Origin of the sequence: Streptomyces sp. NPDC006643 (assembly GCF_042870175.1) — a bacterium.
Classification (GTDB): Bacteria; Actinomycetota; Actinomycetes; order Streptomycetales; family Streptomycetaceae; genus Streptomyces.
Window position 1 is genome coordinate 132,750 of record NZ_JBIAHA010000005.1, and the last position, 20,795, is coordinate 153,544.

Here is a 20,795-nt window from a genome sequence, read left to right on the forward strand (position 1 = left end):
GGTGTGTGCCTCCGTTTCGGTCAGAAGGAGTAGGGGATGTAGCAGGCCGCGGCGAGGACGATCGCGCCCCAGCCGAGCAGCGCGGGCCTGCGGTACCAGGCGTCGTCGCCCTCGGCCGGTGCCTCGCTCATGCCGGGCGACGTCGTCCCGTACACCAGGCCGGCGAGTTCGGACTCCGGCTTCGGCGCGGTGAACAGGGTGACGGCGACCATCACGACGGCGCCGGCGACGAAGCCGACGATCGCGGAGACGAAGTTGGCGCCCTGGTCACTGGGGATGTCGATGACACCCTGCTTGTAGATCCAGAAGTAGTTGACCATCGCCGCCGTCGTACCGGCGACCAGACCCCAGGCGCCGGACTTCATCGAGGCCCGCTTCCAGAACATCCCGATGATGAAGACCACGAACATCGGCACGTTGAAGAAGGAGAACAGCGTCTGGAGGTAGCTCATGATGTTGGAGAAGCTGGCGGCGATGAAGGCCGTACCGACGGAGGCCAGCACACCGATCGCGGTGATCAGCCGGCCGAAGCGCAGGTAGTACGTGTCCTCGCGGTCCTTGACCACGTACCGCTGCCAGATGTCGGTGGTGAAGACGGTGTTGAAGGACGACACGTTCGCCGCCATGCCTGCCATGAAGGCGGCCATCAGACCCGTGACGGCGATCCCGAGCACCCCGTTGGGCAGCAACTCCTGCATCAGCAGGGGGATCGCGTCGTTGTACGTGAGGTCCGAGCCCGCCGTGCCTATCTTCGGCACGATCACGGCGGCGACCAGGCCCGGGATCATCACCAGGAAGACGATGAAGATCTTGGGGAACGCGGCGATCAGCGGGGTGCGCTTGGCGGCGGAGAGGTTCTTCGCGGAGAGCGCGCGCTGCACCTCGGCGAAGTTCGTCGTCCAGTAGCCGAAGGAGAGCACGAAGCCGAGGCCGAGGATGATCGTCAGCCAGTTCGCGCCGAGCGGGTTGGCGTCGCCGATGCCCGTACCGCCCCAGGCGCTCAGGAAGTTGTCACCCTTGCTGGCGGTGAGCGAGTCGGTCAGTCCGTCCCAGCCGCCGACCCGCTTGAGACCGAGGACGGTCAGGGGTATGAGCGCGGCGAGGATGACGAAGAACTGGAGCACCTCGTTGTAGATCGCCGACGACAGTCCGCCGACGGTGATGTACGCGAGGACGAAGAACCCGGCGACGACGATCGAGACCCACTGGGGCCAGCCCAGCAGCGCCTCGACCACGATCGACAGGGCGTAGAGGTTGACGCCCGCGATCAGGATGGCGGCGAAGGCGAAGAGGACCGAGCTGAGCAGATGCGCCGACTTGTCGAAGCGCTGGAGCAGGAACTCGGGGACCGACCGCACCTTGGAGCCGTAGTAGAACGGCATCATCACCAGGCCGAGGAAGACCATGGCGGGGATCGCGCCGATCCAGTACCAGTGCACGACGGCGACGCCGTACTGCGCGCCGGTCGCGGCCATGCCCAGGATCTCCGTCGCGCCGAGGTTGGCGGCGACGAACGCGAGGCCGGTCACCCAGGCCGGCAGGGATCTGCCGGAGAGGAAGAAGTCGAGGCTCGTCTTGACGCTCGCCCGGGCGGCGAAGCCGATGCCGAGGACGACGATGAAGTAGATCGCCAGGATCGTGTAGTCGAGTCCGTTGGTGGGGAGCCGAAGTCCTTCGGCCAGGTGATACGTGGGGGACTGCATGGGGTTACCCGCTTCGTCGCGTGAAAGTTACTTCCGTGTAGCCGTTGACTCCGTCGGAACCTACGCCTGCCACTACCGAAACTGAACACTTTTGGTGGTGTTCTTTGTTCGATCGTGATCGAGTGACGTCGAGTGTGATGGCCGTTGACGTGCGTGTGGACTCATGGTTAGTTATGTTTAATTCTGTTTGGGTGTGGCCGGAGGAACGACGATGAAGAAGACGGTGACGGCGCTCGCCGACGGCCGGGAGCTGATCTACTACGACTCCCGTGACGACGCCGTACGGAACGCCGTGGACCTGCGGCCCCTCGAACCGATCTCCACCACCTCCCAGATCCGGCACGACCCGCTGCTCGGCGACTCGGTCGCCGTCGCCTCGCACCGCCAGGGCCGCACCTACCACCCGCCGGCCGGCGAGTGCCCGCTCTGCCCCACCGACGCGGCGGCGGGCCGGCTCAGCGAGATCCCCGACAGCGACTACGACGTGGCCGTCTTCGAGAACCGCTTCCCCTCCCTCGCCGGGGACGCCGGACGCTGCGAGGTCGTCTGCTTCACCTCCGACCACGACGCCTCCTTCGCCGATCTCACCGAGGACCAGGCCCGTCTCGTCCTCGACGTATGGACCGACCGGACCGCCGAACTCGCTGAACTTCCGCAGGTGGAGCAGGTGTTCTGCTTCGAGAACCGCGGGCCCGAGATCGGGGTGACCCTTGGTCATCCGCACGGGCAGATCTACGCGTACCCCTTCGTCACCCCGCGAACCGAACGGATGTCCCGCTCGGTCGCCGAGCACCGGGCCGCCACCGGGCGCAACCTCTTCGACGACGTCGTGGAGCGCGAGCGGACGGCCGGGCGGGTGGTCCTGTCCGGCGAGCACTGGGTGGCCTTCGTGCCGTACGCGGCGCACTGGCCGTACGAGGTGCACCTCTATCCGCTGCGCCGGGCGGCGGACCTGCGGGAGCTGGACGAGGCGGCGCGCGCGGAGTTCCCGGCGGTCTATCTGGAGCTGCTGCGGCGCTTCGACCGGGTCTTCGGGGAGGGCGAGCCGCCGACGCCGTACATCTCCGCCTGGCACCAGGCGCCGTTCCGGGCCGCCGGGCGCTCGGACTTCGCCCTTCACCTGGAACTTTTCACCATCCGCCGGACGTCGGGCAAGCTGAAGTTCCTCGCGGGTTCCGAGTCCGGCATGAACGTCTTCATCAACGACGTGCCGCCGGAGACCGCGGCCCGGAGACTGCGAGAGGTAGCGAGCACGTGAGTGGCAAGTATCTGGTTACGGGTGGCGCGGGCTACGTCGGCAGCGTGGTCGCCACGCATCTGCTGGAGGCCGGGCACGAGGTGACCGTGCTCGACGACCTCTCCACCGGCTTCCGGGACGCGGTCCCGGCGGGCGCCGGATTCGTCGAGGGCCGGGTGCACGACGCGGCGAAGTGGCTCGACCCCTCCTACGACGCGGTGCTGCACTTCGCGGCGTCCTCTCAGGTCGGCGAGTCCGTCGCCAGGCCCGAGAAGTACTGGGACAACAACGTCGGCGGATCGATGGCGCTGCTCGCGGCGATGCGCACGGCCGGCGTCCGCAAGCTCGTCTTCTCCTCCACGGCGGCGACGTACGGGGAGCCCGTCTCCACCCCGATCACCGAGACCGACCCGACCGCGCCGACCAGCCCGTACGGCGCGTCGAAGCTGGCCGTCGACCATATGATCGGCGGCGAGTGCGTGGCGCACGGACTGGCGGCGGTCTCGCTGCGGTACTTCAACGTGGCGGGCGCGTACGGGAGTTACGGCGAGCGGCACGAGCCGGAGTCGCATCTGATCCCGCTCGTCCTGCAAGTCGCCCTCGGCGACCGGGAGTCGATCGCGGTGTACGGGGACGACTATCCGACGCCGGACGGCACCTGCGTGCGCGACTACATCCATGTCGCCGACCTCGCCGACGCCCATCTGCTCGCGCTGGACGCGGCGGTGGCCGGGGAGCACCTGGTGTGCAACCTCGGCAACGGCAGCGGATTCTCCGTCCGCGAGGTCATCGAGACCGTCCGTACGGTCACCGGGCACCCGGTGCCGGAGACCGCCGCCCCGCGCCGGGCCGGCGACCCGGCGGTGCTGGTCGCCTCAGCCGCCACGGCGCGTGAGCGACTGGGCTGGACCCCGAGCCGTGCCGACCTGGCGGGGATCGTCGCGGACGCGTGGGCGTTCGCGCGCCGAGAGGAGACACACGGGTGAGCGTCGCCGAGAGCGTGACCGCGCGGTTCGCGGAGCTTTACGGCTCCGAGCCCGAGGGCGTGTGGGCGGCGCCGGGCCGGGTCAATCTGATCGGCGAGTACACGGACTTCAACGACGGTTTCGTGCTGCCGCTCGCGCTGCCGCACACCGCCGTCGCGGCGGTGTCACGGCGGACGGACGGGGTGCTGCGGGTGCACTCCGCCGACGTTCCGGGCGGGGTGGTGGCGCTCGGCGCGGACGATCTGGTGCCCCTGGCCGAGACGGGCTGGGCCGCGTATCCGGCAGGCGTCCTGTGGGCGCTGCGCGAGGCGGGACACACGGTGCCCGGCGCCGACATCCACCTCACGTCGGCCGTACCGACGGGGGCGGGCCTCTCGTCGTCGGCGGCCCTGGAGGTCGTGACGGCGCTCGCGCTCAACGACCTGTACCAACTCGGCCTCACCGGACCCGAGTTGGCGGTCCTCTCGCAGCGCGCCGAGAACGAGTTCGTCGGGGTCCCGTGCGGGATCATGGACCAGACGGCCTCCGCCTGCTGCACCGAGGGCCACGCGCTGCACCTGGACACCCGCGACCTCACCCAGCGTCAGGTCCCCTTCGACCTGGCCGCCGTCGGGCTCCAACTCCTCGTCGTGGACACGCGGGTGAAGCACGCCCTGGGAGACGGCGCGTACGCGGAGCGGCGCGCCGGCTGCGAGGCCGGCGCGCGGGCGCTCGGCGTGCGCACGCTGCGCGAGGTGGAGTACGCGCAACTGCCCGCCACGCTGGTGCGGCTGGCGGGCGAGGACGAGAAGGTGGGCCGCTACGTCCGCCACGTCGTGAGCGACAACCACCGCGTGGAGCGGGTCATCGCCCTGCTCGACAGCGGCGACGTCCGCGCGGTGGGCCCCGTCCTCACCGAGGGCCACACCTCGCTGCGCGACGACCTCCGGGTCTCCTGCCCCGAACTGGACCTGGTGGTCTCCTCGGCCCTCGCGGCGGGCGCCCTGGGCGCGCGCATGACGGGCGGCGGCTTCGGCGGCTCGGCGATAGTCCTGACGGAAGCGTCCGACGCGGACACGGTGACGAAGGCGGTCCTGGAGTCCTTCGCGGCGGCGGGCCACACCGCGCCCCGCGTCTTCCCGGCCGTCCCGTCACGGGGCGCGCACCGGGTGGTGTGAGGATCCGGGGCCGCCCGCTCAGACCAGGCGCTTGGTGAAGAGGTACTCCGTGACGCCCGGCGGGTAGTCCGGGACATGGCCCGCCAGGTCGTAACCCCGGGCGCGGTAGAAGGCCGGGGCCTGGAAGTCCCAGGTCTCCAGCCGGGCGTGCAGACAGCCCCGGCTACGGGCCAGCTCCTCCGCCTCCTTGAGGAGGCGGGTGCCGAGGCCGGTGCCCCGGTGGGTGTCGTCGACCCAGAGCAGGTCGACATGGAGCCAGCGCGCCCAGATGTGCGCCGCGAGGCCGCCCGCCAGCGCACCCGTCGACTCCTCCATCAGCCATACGTGCAGCGGGACTTCCTCGTCGTCGGCCGACCCCCGCAGCTCCCGCAGGACCGGCGAACGCACGGTGTTGGTCGCCCGCATCCGTTCGCCCAGCAACGCGCGTCGTTCTTTGTCGACTTCTGTCTCGATGCGAAACATGCGACCCACCCTAACCAGCCGTCGCCGATCAGTTCTGTAAATAGTCTTCCGCTCCCGGCCCCCGCCCGTACGCTGATGCACAGCACCGGTGGGGGCCGGTGCTGATCAGGGAAGCGAGACAGTCGGGTACGACGCCCGGGGGTGGGTGGGCAGCCGCACGGCGGCGGCCGTGGCGACACCAGTCACCCGTCGGGCGCCGTACCCGCATTGGTCGCGCCCCGACATCTGGGGGTGTCAATTGGTCCGTATCAGGGTTCTCGTGGTGGACGACCACCGCATATTCGCCGAGTCGCTGGCAGCCGCCCTCGCGGCGGAGCCCGACGTGGACGTCGCCGCCGCCGGCAGCGGTCCCGCCGCGCTGCGCTGCCTGGAGCGGGCCGCGTCCGAGGGGCGCCGGTACGACGTGATGCTGGTCGACGCCGACCTGGGCATCGTCGCGGGACCCGGCAGCGGGCCGGTGCCCCGCGCCGTACCCGACAACGGCGACGCCGGCTTCGGGCTCGTCGACGGCATCTCGCTGGTCGCGGGCGTCCGTTCGGGGCAGCCGTCCGTCCGCTGCGTCGTTCTCGCGGAGAAGGACGACCCGGGCCGCGCGGCCCTCGCGCTCCAGGCCGGCGCGTCCGGCTGGGTCGCCAAGGACTGCTCGCTGCAACGGCTGCTGGCGGTGATCAGGGGCGTGCTGCGCGACGAGACGCATCTGCCGCCGGCGCTGCTCACGAACGTCCTGCGGGAGCTGACCGCCGCGCGCAAGCACCGCACGGACAGCGAGCGGCTGGTCGACTCGCTGACGCCGCGCGAGCTGGAGGTGCTGCGCTGCATGGTGGCGGGCCTGGGACGCAAGGCCGTGGCCGAGCGCCTCTTCCTGTCCCCGCACACCGTCCGTACGCATATGCAGAACGTGCTCGGGAAGCTCGGCGTCCACTCGACCCTGGCGGCGGTCGCACTGGCCCGCCGTGCGGGAGTGGGCCCGGCGGACCTGGGCGGAGGCACGGACGCGGTACGGGTGGGCTAGGCCCTGTTGTCTGTCTTCCGTCGTCGGCGTCAGCCCGGGACGTTGTCGAACGGGGCGGTCAACCGGCGCAGCAGCGCGGCCAGTTCGCCGCGCTGGCCGCGCGACAGCTCCGCGAGGATCGCGCGCTCCTGCGCGAGCAGCCCCGCCAGCGCCTGGTCGGCGCGGTCGCGCCCTTCGGGGGTGAGCCGTACGAGCACACCGCGCCGGTCGCTGGGGTCGGGCAGCCGCTCGACCAGGTCCTTCTTCGCCAGCCGGTCGATGCGGTTGGTCATCGTGCCCGAGGTGACCAGGGTCTGGGTGAGCAGCTGGCCGGGGGAGAGCTGATAGGGCGCGCCGGCCCTGCGCAGCGACGTCAGGACGTCGAACTCCCACGGCTCCAGATTGTGCTCCGAGAACGCGAGGCGCCGGGCCCGGTCGAGATGGCGCGCGAGCCTGCTGACGCGGCTGAGCACCTCAAGTGGTTCCACGTCGAGGTCCGGCCGCTCCCGGCGCCATGCTGCGACCAGACGGTCGACCTCGTCCTCCATGGCGATCAGTGTAGATGGTCTGTCGACATGAAGTCTCTTGACGTCAAGATATACTTGGAGGCACGCTTGGGCATGGTCGGGCGCGGACGGGAATCCGCTCGTCCGCTCCGTATCCCGAGGGGGCTTCATACATGCGTTCGACAGCGACTCCGGCAACCGGCCAGGCGACCACCCCGCCGGCCACTCCCGCGCCGACCTGGGACCCGCAGCAGTACCTCCGCCACTCCGCCCACCGCACCCGCCCGTTCCTGGACCTGCTGGCCCGGATCCCCGAACTCCCGGGCGGCGACCGGCCCGCACGGATAGCCGACATCGGCTGCGGCCCCGGCAACGTCACGGCGCTCCTCGCCGAACGGTGGCCCACCGCCCACATCACCGGCTACGACCTCTCGCCCGAGATGCTGGCGCGGGCGGAGGAGGAGTACGCGGGACCCACCCCCGGCGGCGGCCGGCTGGACTTCCGGCTCGCCGACGCCGCGCACTGGACCCCGGAGGAGCCGTACGACCTGATCGTCTCCAACGCCGCGCTCCAGTGGGTCCCGGGGCACGCCGAATCCTTCGCGGGCTGGATCGACGCCCTCACCCCCGGCGGCACGTTCGCCTTCCAGGTCCCCGGCAACTTCACCGCACCCAGCCACGCGCTCCTCGGCGAACTGTGCGAGACCCCGCGCTGGAGCGAGCGCCTCGACACCCACGGCCGGCGCTTCGTCCACATCCTGGACCCGGCCGACTACCTGGTCCGCCTCACCGACCTCGGCTGCACGACGGACGCCTGGGAGACCACCTACCTCCAACTGCTCACCGGCGAGGACCCGGTACTGGACTGGGTCAAGGGCACGGCCCTGCGCCCCGTCCTCACCGAACTCGCCGACGACCCGGACGAGGCGGCGGAATTCCTCACCCAGTACGGCGACCTGCTCCGTAAGGCCTACCCACCGGGCCCGCACGGCACGGTGTTCCCCTTCCGCCGAATCTTCGCGGTGGCGCGGAAACGGGCCTGAGCGGTGAGCGACGGCAGAGAACCGGGGCGCCACAAGAACTGTGGCGCCCCGGTGGTGGGACCTGGAGCGGCTGTCGGGAGGTTCTTCGCCCGTCCGGTGCGTCCGGCACGAAGTCCACGCCGGCCCCGGCCGGCTCTCACACCTTGCGGTGCCCTATAAGACGTGGCTTCGCCTCCAGATTGCCCAGCCCGTGCCAGGCCAGATTCACCAGATGCGCCGCCACCTCGTTCTTCTTCGGGCGGCGGGTGTCCACCCACCACTGGCCCGTGAGCGCCACCATGCCCACCAGGGCGTGTGCGTACAGAGGGGCCAGCTTCGGATCGAAACCGCGGGCCTTGAACTCCATGCCGAGGATGTCCTCGACCTGCGTGGCGATGTCGCTGATCAGCGAGGCGAACGTGCCGGTCGACTGCGCCACCGGCGAATCGCGGACCAGGATGCGGAAACCGTCCGTGTACTCCTCGATGTAGTCGAGGAGCGCGAACGCCGCCTGCTCGCACAGTTCGCGCGGGTGGCCCGCCGTCAAGGAGCTGGTCACCATGTCGAGCAGCTGGCGCATCTCACGGTCGACCACGACCGCGTACAGCCCCTCCTTGCCACCGAAGTGCTCGTACACCACCGGCTTGGAGACGCCCGCCTTCGACGCGATCTCCTCCACCGACGTGCCCTCGTAGCCCTTCTCGGCGAACAGGGTGCGACCGATGTCCAGCAGTTGCTCGCGACGCTCCTTGCCGGTCATCCGGACCCGGCGGGAACGCCGGGGCGTGCCCGAGGTGGTCCGGCTCTTGTCGGTGTCGCTCTTACCGCCGTCGATCGCCACGTTGCCAATCATGCCGCGTTGGGATGGTCAATTTTCCGCCGGGCCTCCAGCCGTCCGGCGTCGGGCCAGCGCACGCTGTGGACCCAGCCGATCATCTCGAACCACCGGATCAGCCGGGCGCTGGAGTCGATCTGACCTCGCAGCACACCGTGCCGGGCGCTCGTCGGGTCCGCATGGTGCAGGTTGTGCCATGACTCGCCGCAGGACAAGACCGCCAGCCACCACACATTGCCTGACCGGTCACGCGACTTGAAGGGGCGCTTGCCCACCGCGTGACAGATCGAGTTGATCGACCACGTCACGTGGTGCAGCAGCGCCACCCGAACCAGCGAGCCCCAGAAGAACGCCGTGAACGCGCCCCACCACGACATCGTCACCAGCCCGCCGATCAGCGGCGGGAGCGCCAGCGACACGAACGCCCACAGCAGGAACTGCTTGGAGACCCGGCGGATCGCCGGGTCCCTGATCAGATCCGGCGCGTACTTCTGCTGCGACGTCTGCTCCTCGTCGAAGAGCCAGCCGATATGCGCCCACCACAGGCCCTTCAGCAGCGCGGGAAGCGTTTCGCCGAACCGCCACGGCGAGTGCGGGTCGCCCTCCGCGTCCGAGAACTTGTGGTGCTTGCGGTGATCGGCGACCCAGCGGACCACCGGACCCTCCACGGCCATCGATCCCGCCACGGCCAGCGCGATGCGCAGCGGGCGACGGGCCTTGAACGAGCCGTGCGTGAAATACCGGTGGAAGCCGACCGTGATGCCATGGCAGCCGATGAAATACATCGCCACGAGCAGCCCCAGATCGAGCCAGCTCACGCCCCATCCCCAGACCAGCGGAACGGCGCCGAGCAGGGCGATGAACGGGACGACGATGAACAGCAGAAGCGTGATCTGTTCGAGTGAGCGCTTGTTCTCCCCGCCGAGCGTCGCGGAGGGAACGGGAGCTGAGTCGGTGGGGGAGGGGTCGGCGGGGGAGGTGGGAGCGGTGGGAGCGGTGGATGCGGAGGAATCGTCCGGCGCAGGCTGAGCCTGTGAGGAGTCGCCGAGAACGTCAGGGCTTGTCGACATGGGTGTGTCCCCTGGAGGTGTGGAATGCGGCATTCTGCCCGTCTACGGGCGCGTAACCTACGGCAACGTAAGTATGGCAGTGAGAAGGCACGCGACAAGGGGCCTGTGGATAACGGCGCGCGAAGGACACCTATCCTTGTGACGTCGGACAGCGCGGTCCGGTCGAACAGTCTCTCCAGAACCTTCTCCTCCCGACGTGATCAAACACTGCAAGGAGCCGCACCTGTGAGCAGTGCCGACCAGTCCCCGACCGCCGACAGGCCGCCCACCGAACTGCCGTCCATCCCCGAGGGCTCCCCGACCGCCAATGTGGAGCTGCGCTCCGACATCCGGCGCCTCGGCGACCTCCTCGGCGAAACCCTCGTACGCCAGGAGGGCCCCGAACTCCTCGACCTCGTCGAGCGTGTCCGCGCCCTCACCCGCGAGGACGGCGAAGCAGCAGCCGCGCTGCTCGGCGACACCGACCTGGAGACCGCCGCGAAGCTCGTCCGCGCCTTCTCCACCTACTTCCACCTCGCCAACGTCACCGAGCAGGTCCACCGGGGCCGCGAGATGCGCGACCGCCGCGAGGCCGAGGGCGGGCTTCTCGCCCGTACCGCCGACCGCCTCAAGGACGCCGACCCCGACCATCTGCGCGCCACGGTCAAGAACCTCAGCGTCCGCCCCGTCTTCACCGCACACCCCACCGAGGCCGCGCGCCGCTCCGTACTGAACAAGCTCCGCCGGATCGCCGAACTCCTCGAAGTCCCGGTCATCGCCGCCGACCGGCGCCGCCACGACCTGCGGCTCGCCGAGTCCATCGACCTGATCTGGCAGACCGACGAGCTGCGTGTCGTACGGCCCGAGCCCGCCGACGAGGCCCGCAACGCCATCTACTACCTCGACGAGCTGCACGCCGAAGCCGTCGGCGACGTCCTCGAAGACCTCGTCGCCGAACTGGAGCGCGTCGGCGTCGAACTGCCCTCGGGCACCCGGCCCCTCAGCTTCGGCACCTGGATCGGCGGCGACCGCGACGGCAACCCGAACGTCACCCCCGCCGTCACCTGGGAAGTGCTGATTCTCCAGCACGAACACGGCATCACCGACGCGCTCGAACTCATCGACCAGCTGCGCGGCCAGCTCTCCAACTCCATCCGGTACGCCGGCGCCACCCAGGAACTCCTGGACTCGCTCGCCACCGACCTCGACCGGCTCCCCGAGATCAGCCCCCGCTACAAGCGCCTCAACGCGGAGGAGCCGTACCGCCTCAAGGCCACCTGCATCCGGCAGAAGCTCGTCAACACCCGCGAGCGCCTGGCCAAGGGCACCCCGCACAGCGAGGGCCGCGACTACCTCGGCACCGCGCAGCTCCTGGCCGACCTCACCCTCATCCAGGAGTCCCTGCGCTCCCACCGCGGCGGACTCTTCGCCGACGGACGCATGGACCGCACCATCCGCACGCTCGCCGCGTTCGGGCTCCAGCTCGCCACCATGGACGTACGCGAACACGCCGACGCCCACCACCACGCGCTCGGCCAGCTCTTCGACCGCCTCGGCGAGGAGTCCTGGCGGTACGCGGACATGCCCCGCGAGTACCGGCAGAAGCTGCTCGCCAAGGAGCTGCGCTCCCGCCGCCCGCTGGCCCCCACCCCGGCCCCGCTGGACGCCGCAGGCGAGAAGACCCTCGGTGTCTTCCACACCGTCAAGCAGGCCTTCGAGCGCTTCGGCCCCGAAGTCATCGAGTCCTACATCATCTCGATGTGCCAGGGCGCCGACGACGTCTTCGCCGCCGCCGTCCTCGCCCGCGAGGCCGGACTGGTCGACCTGCACGCCGGCTGGGCGAAGATCGGCATCGTGCCGCTCCTGGAGACCACCGACGAGCTGCGCGCCGCCGACATCATCCTCGACGAGATGCTGGCCGACCCCTCCTACCGACGGCTCGTCTCCCTGCGCGGCGACGTGCAGGAGGTCATGCTCGGCTACTCCGACTCGTCCAAGTTCGGCGGCATCACCACCAGCCAGTGGGAGATCCACCGCGCCCAGCGCCGGCTGCGCGACGTCGCGCACCGCTACGGCGTCCGCCTGCGGCTCTTCCACGGCCGCGGCGGCACCGTCGGCCGCGGCGGCGGCCCCTCGCACGACGCGATCCTCGCGCAGCCCTGGGGCACCCTGGAGGGCGAGATCAAGGTGACCGAGCAGGGCGAGGTCATCTCCGACAAGTATCTGATCCCCGCCCTCGCCAGGGAGAACCTGGAACTGACCGTCGCCGCCACCCTCCAGGCGTCCGCGCTGCACACCGCGCCCCGCCAGTCCCAGGAGGCACTGGCGCGCTGGGACGCCGCGATGGACACCGTCTCCGACGCCGCCCACGGCGCGTACCGCAAGCTCGTCGAGGACCCGGACCTGCCCGCGTACTTCTTCGCGGCCACCCCGGTCGACCAGCTCGCCGACCTGCACCTCGGCTCACGCCCCTCCCGCCGCCCGGACTCCGGCGCCGGACTCGACGGGCTGCGCGCCATCCCGTGGGTCTTCGGCTGGACACAGTCGCGGCAGATCGTGCCCGGCTGGTACGGGGTCGGCTCCGGGCTCAAGGCACTGCGCGAATCGGGACTCGACCCGGTCCTGGACGAGATGCACGAGCACTGGCACTTCTTCCAGAACTTCCTCTCCAACGTCGAGATGACGCTGGCCAAGACCGACCTGCGGATCGCCAGGCACTACGTCGACACCCTCGTGCCCGACGAGCTGAAGCACGTCTTCACCGCCATCGAGACCGAGCACGCGCTCACCGTGCAGGAAGTCCTGCGGATCACCGGCAACAAGGAGCTGCTGGGCTCCAACCCGGTGCTGCGCCAGACGTTCGCCATCCGCGACGCCTATCTGGACCCGATCTCCTACCTCCAGGTCTCGCTCCTCGCGCGCCAGCGCGCGGCGGCGGCGCGGGAGGAGACACCGGACCCGCTGCTCGCGCGGGCGCTGCTGCTGACCGTGAACGGGGTGGCGGCGGGGCTGCGCAACACCGGCTGAGCAGGCGACCGGGGGTCGGGGCGACGCCGGACGGGCGTCACCCCGACCCCCGGTCGCATCAGAGCGCGAAGAACGCCGCCGCCAGCAGCGCCGCGCCCGCCAGCGCCGTACCCCAGGCCGTACGGGTCAGCCGCAGCCCGCCGCCGACCACCGGCGCCGCCAGCAGCAGCGCGCCGCCGAGGGGCACCCACGCCAGCAGCGCGCCGGAGGAGCCCGCGCGGACCGGTTCACCGGTGCCGGGCTTCAGCACCACCGCGTAGTCCTGGCCCTTCTTCACCGCCACCGACCGCTCGATGGCCGTCCCGGCGCGCGGCCCGGCCGGGCCCTCGGGGTCGTACGTGCCCGTACACGCGGTGTCGCCGCACTCGGTGACCGACAGCGTCCCGTGCTCACGGCCCTTGGAGAGCAGCACATGCTGTGCCGTACCCCAGGACGTCCAGAACCCGGCGGCGAGCAACAGGGCGGCGACACACGCCATCACGACACGGCGGCCCACCGACAGCGCCAATTGGGACGAGCTCGGCTTCATGGACCGCGATCCTTGGCCATCCGGACGCGGTCGGTCAACTTGTGGCTGACAAATGGCCGTTGTTGTCAGGAGTTGTACGCGCTCTGCGCGCGTTCCAGACCTTCCGTCACCAGACACTCCACGGCGTCGGCCGCGCGGTCCACGAGGTAGTCCAGCTCCTTGCGCTCCACCGAGGAGAAGTCCTTCAGTACGAAGTCGGCCACCTGCATCCGCCCCGGCGGTCGGCCGATCCCGAACCGTACGCGGTGGTACTCGGGTCCCATCGACTTCGTCATCGACTTCAGACCGTTGTGACCGTTGTCCCCGCCGCCCAGCTTCAGCCGCAGCGTGCCGTAGTCGATGTCCAACTCGTCATGGATCGCCACGATGTTGGCCGTCGGCACCTTGTAGAAGTCCCGCAGCCCGGCGACCGGCCCGCCGGACAGATTCATGAACGACAGCGGCTTCGCCAGCACCACCCGCCGGCTGCCGGGACCCATCGGCCCCACCCGGCCCTCCAGGACCTGCGCCTGGGCCTTCTGCGCGCGCTTGAACGAGCCGCCGATCCGGCCCGCGAGGAGATCGGCCACCATGAAACCGACGTTGTGGCGGTTGGCCGCGTAACCCGGGCCGGGATTGCCCAGGCCCACGATCAGCCACGGGGCGGTGACATCGGTCGTCATCTGCGCTGCGTCTCCTCAGGACGAAGAAGAACGGGGTGGCGGGCACCGGCCCGCCACCCCGTCGGGCAAAGCGTTTCTCAGGTTCGGATCACCGGCGGGGCTCAGGCCTCGTCGGCGGCCTCGTCCGACGCCTCGTCGGCGGCCGGCTCCTCGGCCTGCGCGGCCAGGACCTGGATGACGACGGCTTCCTCGTCGGTCACCAGCGTGGTGCCGTCGGGCAGCGGGACGTCCTTCGCCACGATCGAGGCGCCGGCCTCCAGGCCCTCCACGGAGACCGTGACGGACTCGGGGATGTGCGTGGCCTCGGCCTCGACGGTCAGGGTGCTGAGCACGTTCTCCAGGAGGAACGGACCCGGGGCCAGCTCGCCCTCGGTGTGCACCGCGACCTCGACCGTGACCTTCTCGCCGCGCTTCACCGCGAGCAGGTCGACGTGCTTGATGAAGCCCTTGAGCGCGTCACGCTGGACGGCCTTGGGGATCACCAGCTCCTTGCGGCCCTCGATGTCGACGCTCAGCAGCGCGTTGGCCGTCTTGAGCGCCATCATCAGGTCGTGACCCGGCAGGGAGATGTGGACGGGCTCGGCACCGTGACCGTAGATGACCGCGGGAACCTTGTTCTCACGACGGGTACGGCGGGCGGCGCCCTTGCCGAACTCGGAACGGACCTCAGCGGCGATCTTGACCTCAGCCATGACTGCACTCCTCGTAGATGACACATAGGTGACGATGAGACTGGTGGTCACCCGGCCACGACAGGCGGCCTGCTACGAAGAGCGCGTCGATAACGGACGGCCGCGAATGAAAGCGGCCTCCCTCGCCGAGCAACTCGCTGAGTCTACCCGGCGGGAAGGCCGCCCAGAAATCGATCTTCGCCCGCTGTCCGCCGAGCCGTTACGCCTGCTCGTCGAAGAGGCTGGTCACCGAGCCGTCCTCGAACACCTCACGCACCGCGCGCGCGATCGTCGGCGCGATCGACAGGACCGTGATCTTGTCCATCTCCAGATTGCCCGGGTCGGGCAGGGTGTCCGTGAAGATGAACTCGCTCACCTTCGAGTTCTTCAGCCGGTCCGCCGCCGGACCCGACAGCACACCGTGCGTCGCCGTCACGATGACGTCCTCGGCGCCGTGCGCGAACAGCGCGTCCGCGGCGGCGCAGATCGTGCCACCCGTGTCGATCATGTCGTCCACCAGGACACAGACCCGGCCCTCGACATTGCCCACGACCTCATGGACCGTCACCTCGTTGGCGACGTCCTTGTCACGGCGCTTGTGCACGATCGCCAGCGGCGCGTCCAGACGGTCGCACCAGCGGTCCGCCACCCGTACCCGGCCGGCGTCCGGCGAGACCACCGTCAGCTTCGTACGGTCGACCTTCGTCGCCACGTAGTCCGCCAGGATCGGCAGCGCGAACAGATGATCCACGGGACCGTCGAAGAAGCCCTGGATCTGGTCCGTGTGGAGATCCACGGTCAGGATGCGGTCCGCGCCGGCCGTCTTCATCAGATCCGCGACGAGACGGGCCGAAATCGGCTCACGCCCACGGTGCTTCTTGTCCTGCCGGGCATATCCGTAGAAGGGGACGATCACCGTGATGCTCCGGGCGGAGGCCCGCTTCAGAGCATCGATCATGATCAACTGCTCCATGATCCACTTATTGATCGGAGCGGTGTGGCTCTGGATCAGAAAACAGTCCGCGCCGCGGGCGGACTCCTGATAGCGCACGTAGATCTCACCGTTGGCGAAATCGAAGGCCTTGGTCGGCACTATCCCGACACCAAGCGTATGGGCGACCGCCTCGGCCAGCTCGGGGTGGGCGCGGCCGGAAAAGAGCATCAGCTTCTTCTCGCCGGTCGTCTTGATCCCGGTCACAGCACAGTCTCCTCAGACGTGTTGATTGCCGCTGCACCCGCGCGTCCCTGCGAGCCAGCCGAACGTGAGCATCTATCACGGTACGCGCTGTACGCGGCGCCTTTTTCCGGTCAGCTTTCGAGCGCCAGCTCCTCGGCCGCGGCGGCGGCGGCCTGCGCGGCGGCGCTGCCCGGCCGCTTACGAGCCACCCAACCCTCGATATTCCTTTGCTGGCCCCGCGCGACGGCCAGCGAACCCGACGGGACGTCCTTCGTGATGACCGACCCCGCCGCGGTGTAAGCACCGTCCCCGACAGTGACAGGCGCCACAAACATGTTGTCTGAACCTGTCTTGCAGTGTGAGCCGATCGTCGTGTGGTGCTTCGACTCACCGTCGTAGTTCACGAACACGCTCGCGGCGCCGATGTTCGTGTGCTCGCCGATCGTCGCGTCACCCACGTAACTCAGATGCGGCACCTTCGAACCGTCGCCGATCGTCGCCTTCTTCATCTCCACGAACGTCCCGGCCTTCGACTTCACGCCGAGCTTCGTACCGGGACGCAGGTACGCGAACGGGCCCACCGAGGCGCCCTCGCCCACCTCCGCGTCCACGGCCACCGTGTTGTCCACCCGGGCGCCCACGCCCACCAGGGTGTCCGTCAGACGCGAGTTGGGGCCCACCTCGGCGCCCTCCGACAGATGCGTCGAACCCAGCAGCTGCGTCGCCGGATGCACGATCGAGTCCGGCTCGTACGTCACCGTCACATCGATCAGCACCGAGCCCGGATCCACCACCGTCACCCCGGCGGTCATCGCCCGCTCCAACAGCCGCTCGTTCAGCAGCCGGCGCGCCTCGGCCAGCTGCACACGGTTGTTGATGCCCAGGATCTCGCGGTGGTCGGCCGCCACGGAGGCGCCGACACGGTGCCCCGCGTCGCGCAGGATGCCGAGGACGTCGGTCAGATACTCCTCGCCCTGGCTGTTGTCCGTACGGATCTTGCCGAGCGCGTCCGCGAGCAGCCGCCCGTCGAACGCGAACACCCCGGAGTTGATCTCCCGCACCGCGCGCTGCTCGTCCGTCGCGTCCTTGTGCTCCACGATCCCGGTGACGGCGCCGCTCGCCTCGTCCCGCACGATGCGCCCGTACCCGGTCGCGTCCGGGACCTCGGCGGTCAGCACGGTGACGGCGTTGCCCTCCGACTCGTGCCGCGCGGCGAGCGCCGCGAGCGTCGAACCGGCCAGCAGCGGGGTGTCCCCGCACACGACGACGACGGTCCCGTCGGGGGCCTGCCCCAGCTCCTCGACGGCCGTCCGGACGGCGTGCCCGGTGCCGTTCTGCTCGGCCTGGAACGCGGTACGCACACCGGCGTACGTCCCGTCGAGATGCCCCTCGACCAACTCCCGCGCGTGCCCGACGACAACGACGAGATGCTCGGGCTCCAGCTCCCGGGCGGCGGAGACGACATGACCGACGAGCGAGCGCCCGCAGATCTCGTGCAGAACCTTGGGTGTCTTCGACTTCATGCGGGTGCCCTCACCCGCTGCGAGGACGACGACGGCTGCCGGGCGATTGGCGCTCACGGGAATGCCCTTCGGCTTCGGATGCTCGGGGTGGTGGACATCCGCAGGATACCGGGGGGTTTCGGGACGGAAACGAAGGCGGGTCCTGACCGGAGAGGTCAGGACCCGAACTCGCTGGCTCCCGGAGAAGGATTCGAACCCTCATTCAATGGACCAAAACCATTTGTCCTGCCCTTAGACGATCCGGGATGGTTCGCCGATTATGTCCGCCTTTTCGGGGCGGGCGAAAGCGCAGCCCCTACTATGCCGCACCACCAGCCCTCGACGCGACGGTAAAGATCCGCGCTTTGGACTACGCGGATGTTGAGGCAGCCGTGGTAGCCCTCGCCGACGTTCCTGCGGTTCGTCTTCGGGTTGTGCTTCTTGGTGCTGGTCTTGCCGAGACGGGACGGGTCGATACCCGCGATTCCCGCCCAGAAGTGCTCGGCGTTCGCCGCGTTGGCCGTCTCGTGGATGTGTACGTGGTAGCGCAACCGGTCCTTGCCGACGTCCAGGAGATCCAGCCACGCGAGGAAGACTCTGATCATGTACTGGTCGCTGTTGATGAAGGAAAGGCGCTCCTGAGGGTTGTGCGGCTTGCGCTTGCTGCCCTCGGCCCAGTACAGACCGACGCCCAGCAGGAACAGCTCCCGGTCGGACATCGTGCCGATGCTCTCGGTGGCCGCGCGCTTCGTTTCCTGGCGCTCCCGTTCGCGCCGCTGGAGCGTCGCCTCCCACCCGCGTCTGGCGATCGCGGATGCCTCCTCGCGCGTACGTCGAGGGGGCTTCGGCAGATCCCGCACCCACAACGAGATCGAACTCTTCGAGCATCCCAGCTCCAGCTGGATCCGGTCGTAGGTAAGACCCTGAAGCCGCAGCTCCCGCGCCCTGTCCCGCAGGTCGTCCTTCGCGTTCGGGCGCCGAGTCCAGTCCGGGGCCGGTTCGCCCTCCAGCAGGCGGTTCAGAATGTCGTTGTTGTATACGTGCAGCCGGTCGCGGATCTGGCGGCGGCTCAGCCCCTCCCGGCGTAGCGCCACCGCCTGCCGGCGAAGTCCTTCGAAGTCGGTGTATTTGCTGTTCAACTCAGTCATGTAGGAAATCATCGTCCGGAATGCGAACGTCCGGCTCGAATGCGTGATCGGTTCGCCGGATCGTGTGAGCGACGGCCGTTCTCCTTGTGCAAGGCCCTTTCGCGTGCTGTCGGTGCTCCGGTCGCACTCCCCGGAAATTGACTCGCGGGCGCCCGTAGGCTGGACGCATGACCGCAACGGGGGCATATGAGGAGGCCGAGGGTCTGACCACCCGCGGGCTCTGGTGGTGGAGGCGGCGTCGCAGCGTCGTGCTGGATGTGGGGCTGGGCGGTGTGTCCGCCCTGGAGTGCGCGTTCGAGGGGATCCGGTTCGCGGGCAGTGCCCAGTTGCCGGTGGCCCTGGGGGTGGCTTTCGGGGCGCTCGTCGGGTCCGTGCTGCTGCTCCGGCGGCGGTGGCCGATGGCCGTCGTGCTCGTGTCCGTCGCCGTCACACCCGCCGAGATGGGCATGCTGCTCGCCGTGGTCGGGCTCTACACGCTCGCCGCCTCCGACGCCCCCCGCCGGATCATCGGGGCGCTGGCCGGGATGTCGCTCGTCGGGACGCTCATCGTCGCCTTCGTAAGGACGCGGCAGGATGTCGGGGGCACGGATCTCGCGACGGCGACGCGGTGGTACATCCCGCTGATCGCCGTCTTCATGGCGCTGAGCCTGGCGCTGCCCCCCGTACTCCTCGGCCTCTACGTAGGAGCCCGGCGCCGGCTCATGGAGAGCCTGCGGGAGCGGGCCGACAGCCTGGAGCAGGAGTTGTCGCTGCTCGCCGACCGGGCCGAGCAGCGGGCGGAGTGGGCGCGTACGGAGGAGCGGACGCGGATCGCGCGGGAGATGCACGACGTGGTCGCGCACCGGGTGAGTCTGATGGTGGTGCACGCCGCCGCGTTGCAGGCGGTGGCGTTGAAGGATCCGCAGAAGGCCGTGAAGAACGCCGCGCTGGTCGGGGACATGGGCCGGCAGGCGCTGACGGAGCTGCGGGAGATGCTGGGGGTGCTGCGCGCCGGGGAGCAGCAGGCGGCGCGCAAGGCCGCCGACGCGGCGCCGGGGGGCGGCGTGGGTCGTGCCACGGTGCCGTTGGCCTCGGTGGGTGTCGCGGCGGCTGCGGCTGCCGCCTCCGCCGCCGCGGAGGCCGGGCCGGGGATGGGCGACATCGAGACGCTGGTCGGTCAGTCGCGGGACGCCGGGATGGTGGTGGAACTCGCGGTGCAGGGGGAGTCGCGGGCGTACGCGCCGGAGGTGGAGCAGACCGCGTACCGGGTGGTGCAGGAGGCGTTGACGAACGTGCACAAGCACGCGGCGGGGTCGAAGGTGATGGTGCGTCTCGCGCACCGGGAGGCCGAGATCGCGATGCAGGTGGAGAACGGTCCGTCGTACGGCGCCGCCGACGCGGGGCTGCCCAGTGGCGGCAACGGGCTGGTGGGGATGCGGGAGCGGGTGCACGCGCTGGGTGGGGTGTTCGTGTCGGGGGAGACGGACGCGGGTGGTTTCCGGGTGTCGGCGGTGCTGCCGGACCGGGCCGCCGCGTAGGCCGTGGGACGTGGGGCGTGGCCCGTAGGCCGTAGGAAGAAGGACCGCAGGACGCCGGGCGGGTCGGTCGGTCGGTCGTTCGGTCGCCGCGACGAGGGTGGGTCGGTCCGGGGGTGGGTCCGTCAGTCCGAGGTGAGCCGTTGCGGCTGCGCTCCGGTCACCAGCGCCGCCAGCGCGTGATCGATGTGCGGGCCCAGATACCAGTCGCCGGTGTGGTCGACGGAGTAGACGCGGCCCGTGGCGTCGACGGCGAGTACGCCTTGGCCGTCGCCCTCCTCGCCGATCGGGCTGATCTCCGTGTCGAGGGAGCGCCCGAGGTCGCCGAGCGTACGGGCGAGATGGATGCCGGCCAGCGGGTCGAACCGTACGGTCGCCGGGGCGATCTGCCGCCCCGGTCCGGGCCCGGTCACCGTCAGCCCGCCGAACTCCGCCCAGATCTCGACGACGGCCGCGAACACGGCGTGCACGTGCCCGGCCGGGGTCGTGTGGGCGCGCAGTGTGTCCGCCCACTCCTCGGCCTGCCGCATGTCCCAGCGGCCCGGCTGCCAGCCGGCCTCGCGCAGGGCGACATCGACGGCGACGGGGAAGCGGGTGGTGGTGAGATCGGGCATCGG

The 20,795-nt window shown here is 69.9% G+C and carries 19 protein-coding genes and 1 tRNA gene; 7 read left to right on the top strand and 13 right to left on the bottom strand.

What is annotated here, in order from left to right; genetic code table 11:
* Positions 1-20: 20 nt before the first annotated feature.
* Entirely contained in the window at positions 21-1,703 is a 1,683-nt protein-coding gene (locus ACFYNU_RS08965) for a sodium:solute symporter family protein (protein ID WP_356584434.1), read from the bottom strand.
* A 211-nt stretch (positions 1,704-1,914) separates the two neighbouring features.
* Between ACFYNU_RS08965 and galT the strand changes: the two genes are divergently transcribed.
* The 3 genes from galT to galK are packed head-to-tail and all read left to right on the top strand — an operon-like array spanning position 1,915 to position 5,083.
* Entirely contained in the window at positions 1,915-2,961 is a 1,047-nt protein-coding gene (gene galT, locus ACFYNU_RS08970; protein ID WP_356584435.1) for a galactose-1-phosphate uridylyltransferase, read from the top strand.
* The gene (gene galE, locus ACFYNU_RS08975; protein ID WP_356584436.1) at positions 2,958-3,926 is read left to right on the top strand and encodes a UDP-glucose 4-epimerase GalE; all 969 of its coding nucleotides are present in this window, start codon (positions 2,958-2,960) and stop codon (positions 3,924-3,926) included. The genes galT and galE overlap by 4 nt, the downstream gene beginning before the upstream one ends.
* On the top strand, positions 3,923-5,083 hold the full coding sequence (gene galK, locus ACFYNU_RS08980) for a galactokinase (RefSeq protein WP_356584437.1): 1,161 nt from the start codon (positions 3,923-3,925) through the stop codon (positions 5,081-5,083). Before galE ends, galK begins: the two co-directional genes overlap by 4 nt.
* 18 nt (positions 5,084-5,101) lie before the next feature.
* Here galK and ACFYNU_RS08985 read toward each other — a convergent pair whose 3' ends face one another.
* Positions 5,102-5,545 carry a GNAT family N-acetyltransferase gene (locus ACFYNU_RS08985; RefSeq protein WP_356584438.1) on the bottom strand — a complete coding sequence of 148 codons (444 nt, stop codon included), beginning with the start codon at positions 5,543-5,545 and terminating at the stop codon, positions 5,102-5,104.
* 238 nt (positions 5,546-5,783) lie between these two features.
* Between ACFYNU_RS08985 and ACFYNU_RS08990 the strand changes: the two genes are divergently transcribed.
* Entirely contained in the window at positions 5,784-6,557 is a 774-nt protein-coding gene (locus ACFYNU_RS08990) for a response regulator transcription factor (protein ID WP_356584439.1), read from the top strand.
* A 29-nt stretch (positions 6,558-6,586) separates the two neighbouring features.
* On the opposite strand, the gene ACFYNU_RS08995 is transcribed toward ACFYNU_RS08990, so the two are convergent.
* Positions 6,587-7,084, bottom strand: a complete 498-nt coding sequence (locus ACFYNU_RS08995) for a MarR family transcriptional regulator (protein ID WP_356584440.1) — start codon at positions 7,082-7,084, stop codon at positions 6,587-6,589.
* A gap of 131 nt (positions 7,085-7,215) precedes the next feature.
* Between ACFYNU_RS08995 and ACFYNU_RS09000 the strand changes: the two genes are divergently transcribed.
* Positions 7,216-8,085 (top strand): trans-aconitate 2-methyltransferase, encoded by an 870-nt coding sequence (locus ACFYNU_RS09000; RefSeq protein ID WP_356584441.1) that lies wholly within the window; start codon positions 7,216-7,218, stop codon positions 8,083-8,085.
* A gap of 136 nt (positions 8,086-8,221) precedes the next feature.
* Here the strand turns inward: ACFYNU_RS09000 and ACFYNU_RS09005 are convergent, their stop codons facing one another.
* Together ACFYNU_RS09005 and ACFYNU_RS09010 are read right to left on the bottom strand one after the other, a co-directional pair.
* Positions 8,222-8,917, bottom strand: a complete 696-nt coding sequence (locus ACFYNU_RS09005) for a TetR/AcrR family transcriptional regulator (protein ID WP_069627384.1) — start codon at positions 8,915-8,917, stop codon at positions 8,222-8,224.
* On the bottom strand, positions 8,914-9,969 hold the full coding sequence (locus ACFYNU_RS09010) for a fatty acid desaturase (RefSeq protein WP_356584442.1): 1,056 nt from the start codon (positions 9,967-9,969) through the stop codon (positions 8,914-8,916). The genes ACFYNU_RS09005 and ACFYNU_RS09010 overlap by 4 nt, the downstream gene beginning before the upstream one ends.
* Positions 9,970-10,251: 282 nt before the next feature.
* On the opposite strand from ACFYNU_RS09010, the gene ppc reads away from it, so the two are divergent.
* Positions 10,252-12,975: a phosphoenolpyruvate carboxylase gene (gene ppc, locus ACFYNU_RS09015; RefSeq protein WP_356584573.1), complete on the top strand. Its 2,724-nt coding sequence runs from the start codon at positions 10,252-10,254 to the stop codon at positions 12,973-12,975.
* A gap of 58 nt (positions 12,976-13,033) precedes the next feature.
* Here the strand turns inward: ppc and ACFYNU_RS09020 are convergent, their stop codons facing one another.
* The 7 genes from ACFYNU_RS09020 to ACFYNU_RS09050 all read right to left on the bottom strand — a co-directional run bounded on the left by ACFYNU_RS09020 (position 13,034) and on the right by ACFYNU_RS09050 (position 18,664).
* Complete coding sequence (locus ACFYNU_RS09020) at positions 13,034-13,504, bottom strand: hypothetical protein (protein ID WP_356584443.1); 471 nt, start codon at positions 13,502-13,504, stop codon at positions 13,034-13,036.
* A 65-nt stretch (positions 13,505-13,569) separates the two neighbouring features.
* Positions 13,570-14,166: an aminoacyl-tRNA hydrolase gene (gene pth / locus ACFYNU_RS09025; protein WP_069627387.1), complete on the bottom strand. Its 597-nt coding sequence runs from the start codon at positions 14,164-14,166 to the stop codon at positions 13,570-13,572.
* A gap of 101 nt (positions 14,167-14,267) precedes the next feature.
* Positions 14,268-14,858 (bottom strand): 50S ribosomal protein L25/general stress protein Ctc, encoded by a 591-nt coding sequence (locus ACFYNU_RS09030; RefSeq protein ID WP_356584444.1) that lies wholly within the window; start codon positions 14,856-14,858, stop codon positions 14,268-14,270.
* A 199-nt stretch (positions 14,859-15,057) separates the two neighbouring features.
* The gene (locus ACFYNU_RS09035) at positions 15,058-16,035 is read right to left on the bottom strand and encodes a ribose-phosphate diphosphokinase (RefSeq protein WP_356584445.1); all 978 of its coding nucleotides are present in this window, start codon (positions 16,033-16,035) and stop codon (positions 15,058-15,060) included.
* A gap of 110 nt (positions 16,036-16,145) precedes the next feature.
* A complete protein-coding gene (glmU, locus tag ACFYNU_RS09040; RefSeq protein ID WP_356584446.1) occupies positions 16,146-17,594 on the bottom strand; it encodes a bifunctional UDP-N-acetylglucosamine diphosphorylase/glucosamine-1-phosphate N-acetyltransferase GlmU in 1,449 nt (482 codons plus the stop codon).
* Positions 17,595-17,709: 115 nt separating this feature from the next.
* Positions 17,710-17,783, bottom strand: a tRNA-Gln gene (locus ACFYNU_RS09045).
* An 11-nt stretch (positions 17,784-17,794) separates the two neighbouring features.
* On the bottom strand, positions 17,795-18,664 hold the full coding sequence (locus ACFYNU_RS09050) for a hypothetical protein (RefSeq protein WP_356584447.1): 870 nt from the start codon (positions 18,662-18,664) through the stop codon (positions 17,795-17,797).
* 167 nt (positions 18,665-18,831) lie between these two features.
* Here ACFYNU_RS09050 and ACFYNU_RS09055 point away from each other — a divergent pair, with 167 nt between their 5' ends.
* Positions 18,832-20,181: a histidine kinase gene (locus ACFYNU_RS09055; protein WP_356584448.1), complete on the top strand. Its 1,350-nt coding sequence runs from the start codon at positions 18,832-18,834 to the stop codon at positions 20,179-20,181.
* 122 nt (positions 20,182-20,303) lie between these two features.
* On the opposite strand, the gene ACFYNU_RS09060 is transcribed toward ACFYNU_RS09055, so the two are convergent.
* A complete protein-coding gene (locus ACFYNU_RS09060) occupies positions 20,304-20,792 on the bottom strand; it encodes an SUKH-3 domain-containing protein (RefSeq protein WP_356584449.1) in 489 nt (162 codons plus the stop codon).
* Positions 20,793-20,795 lie beyond the last annotated feature (3 nt).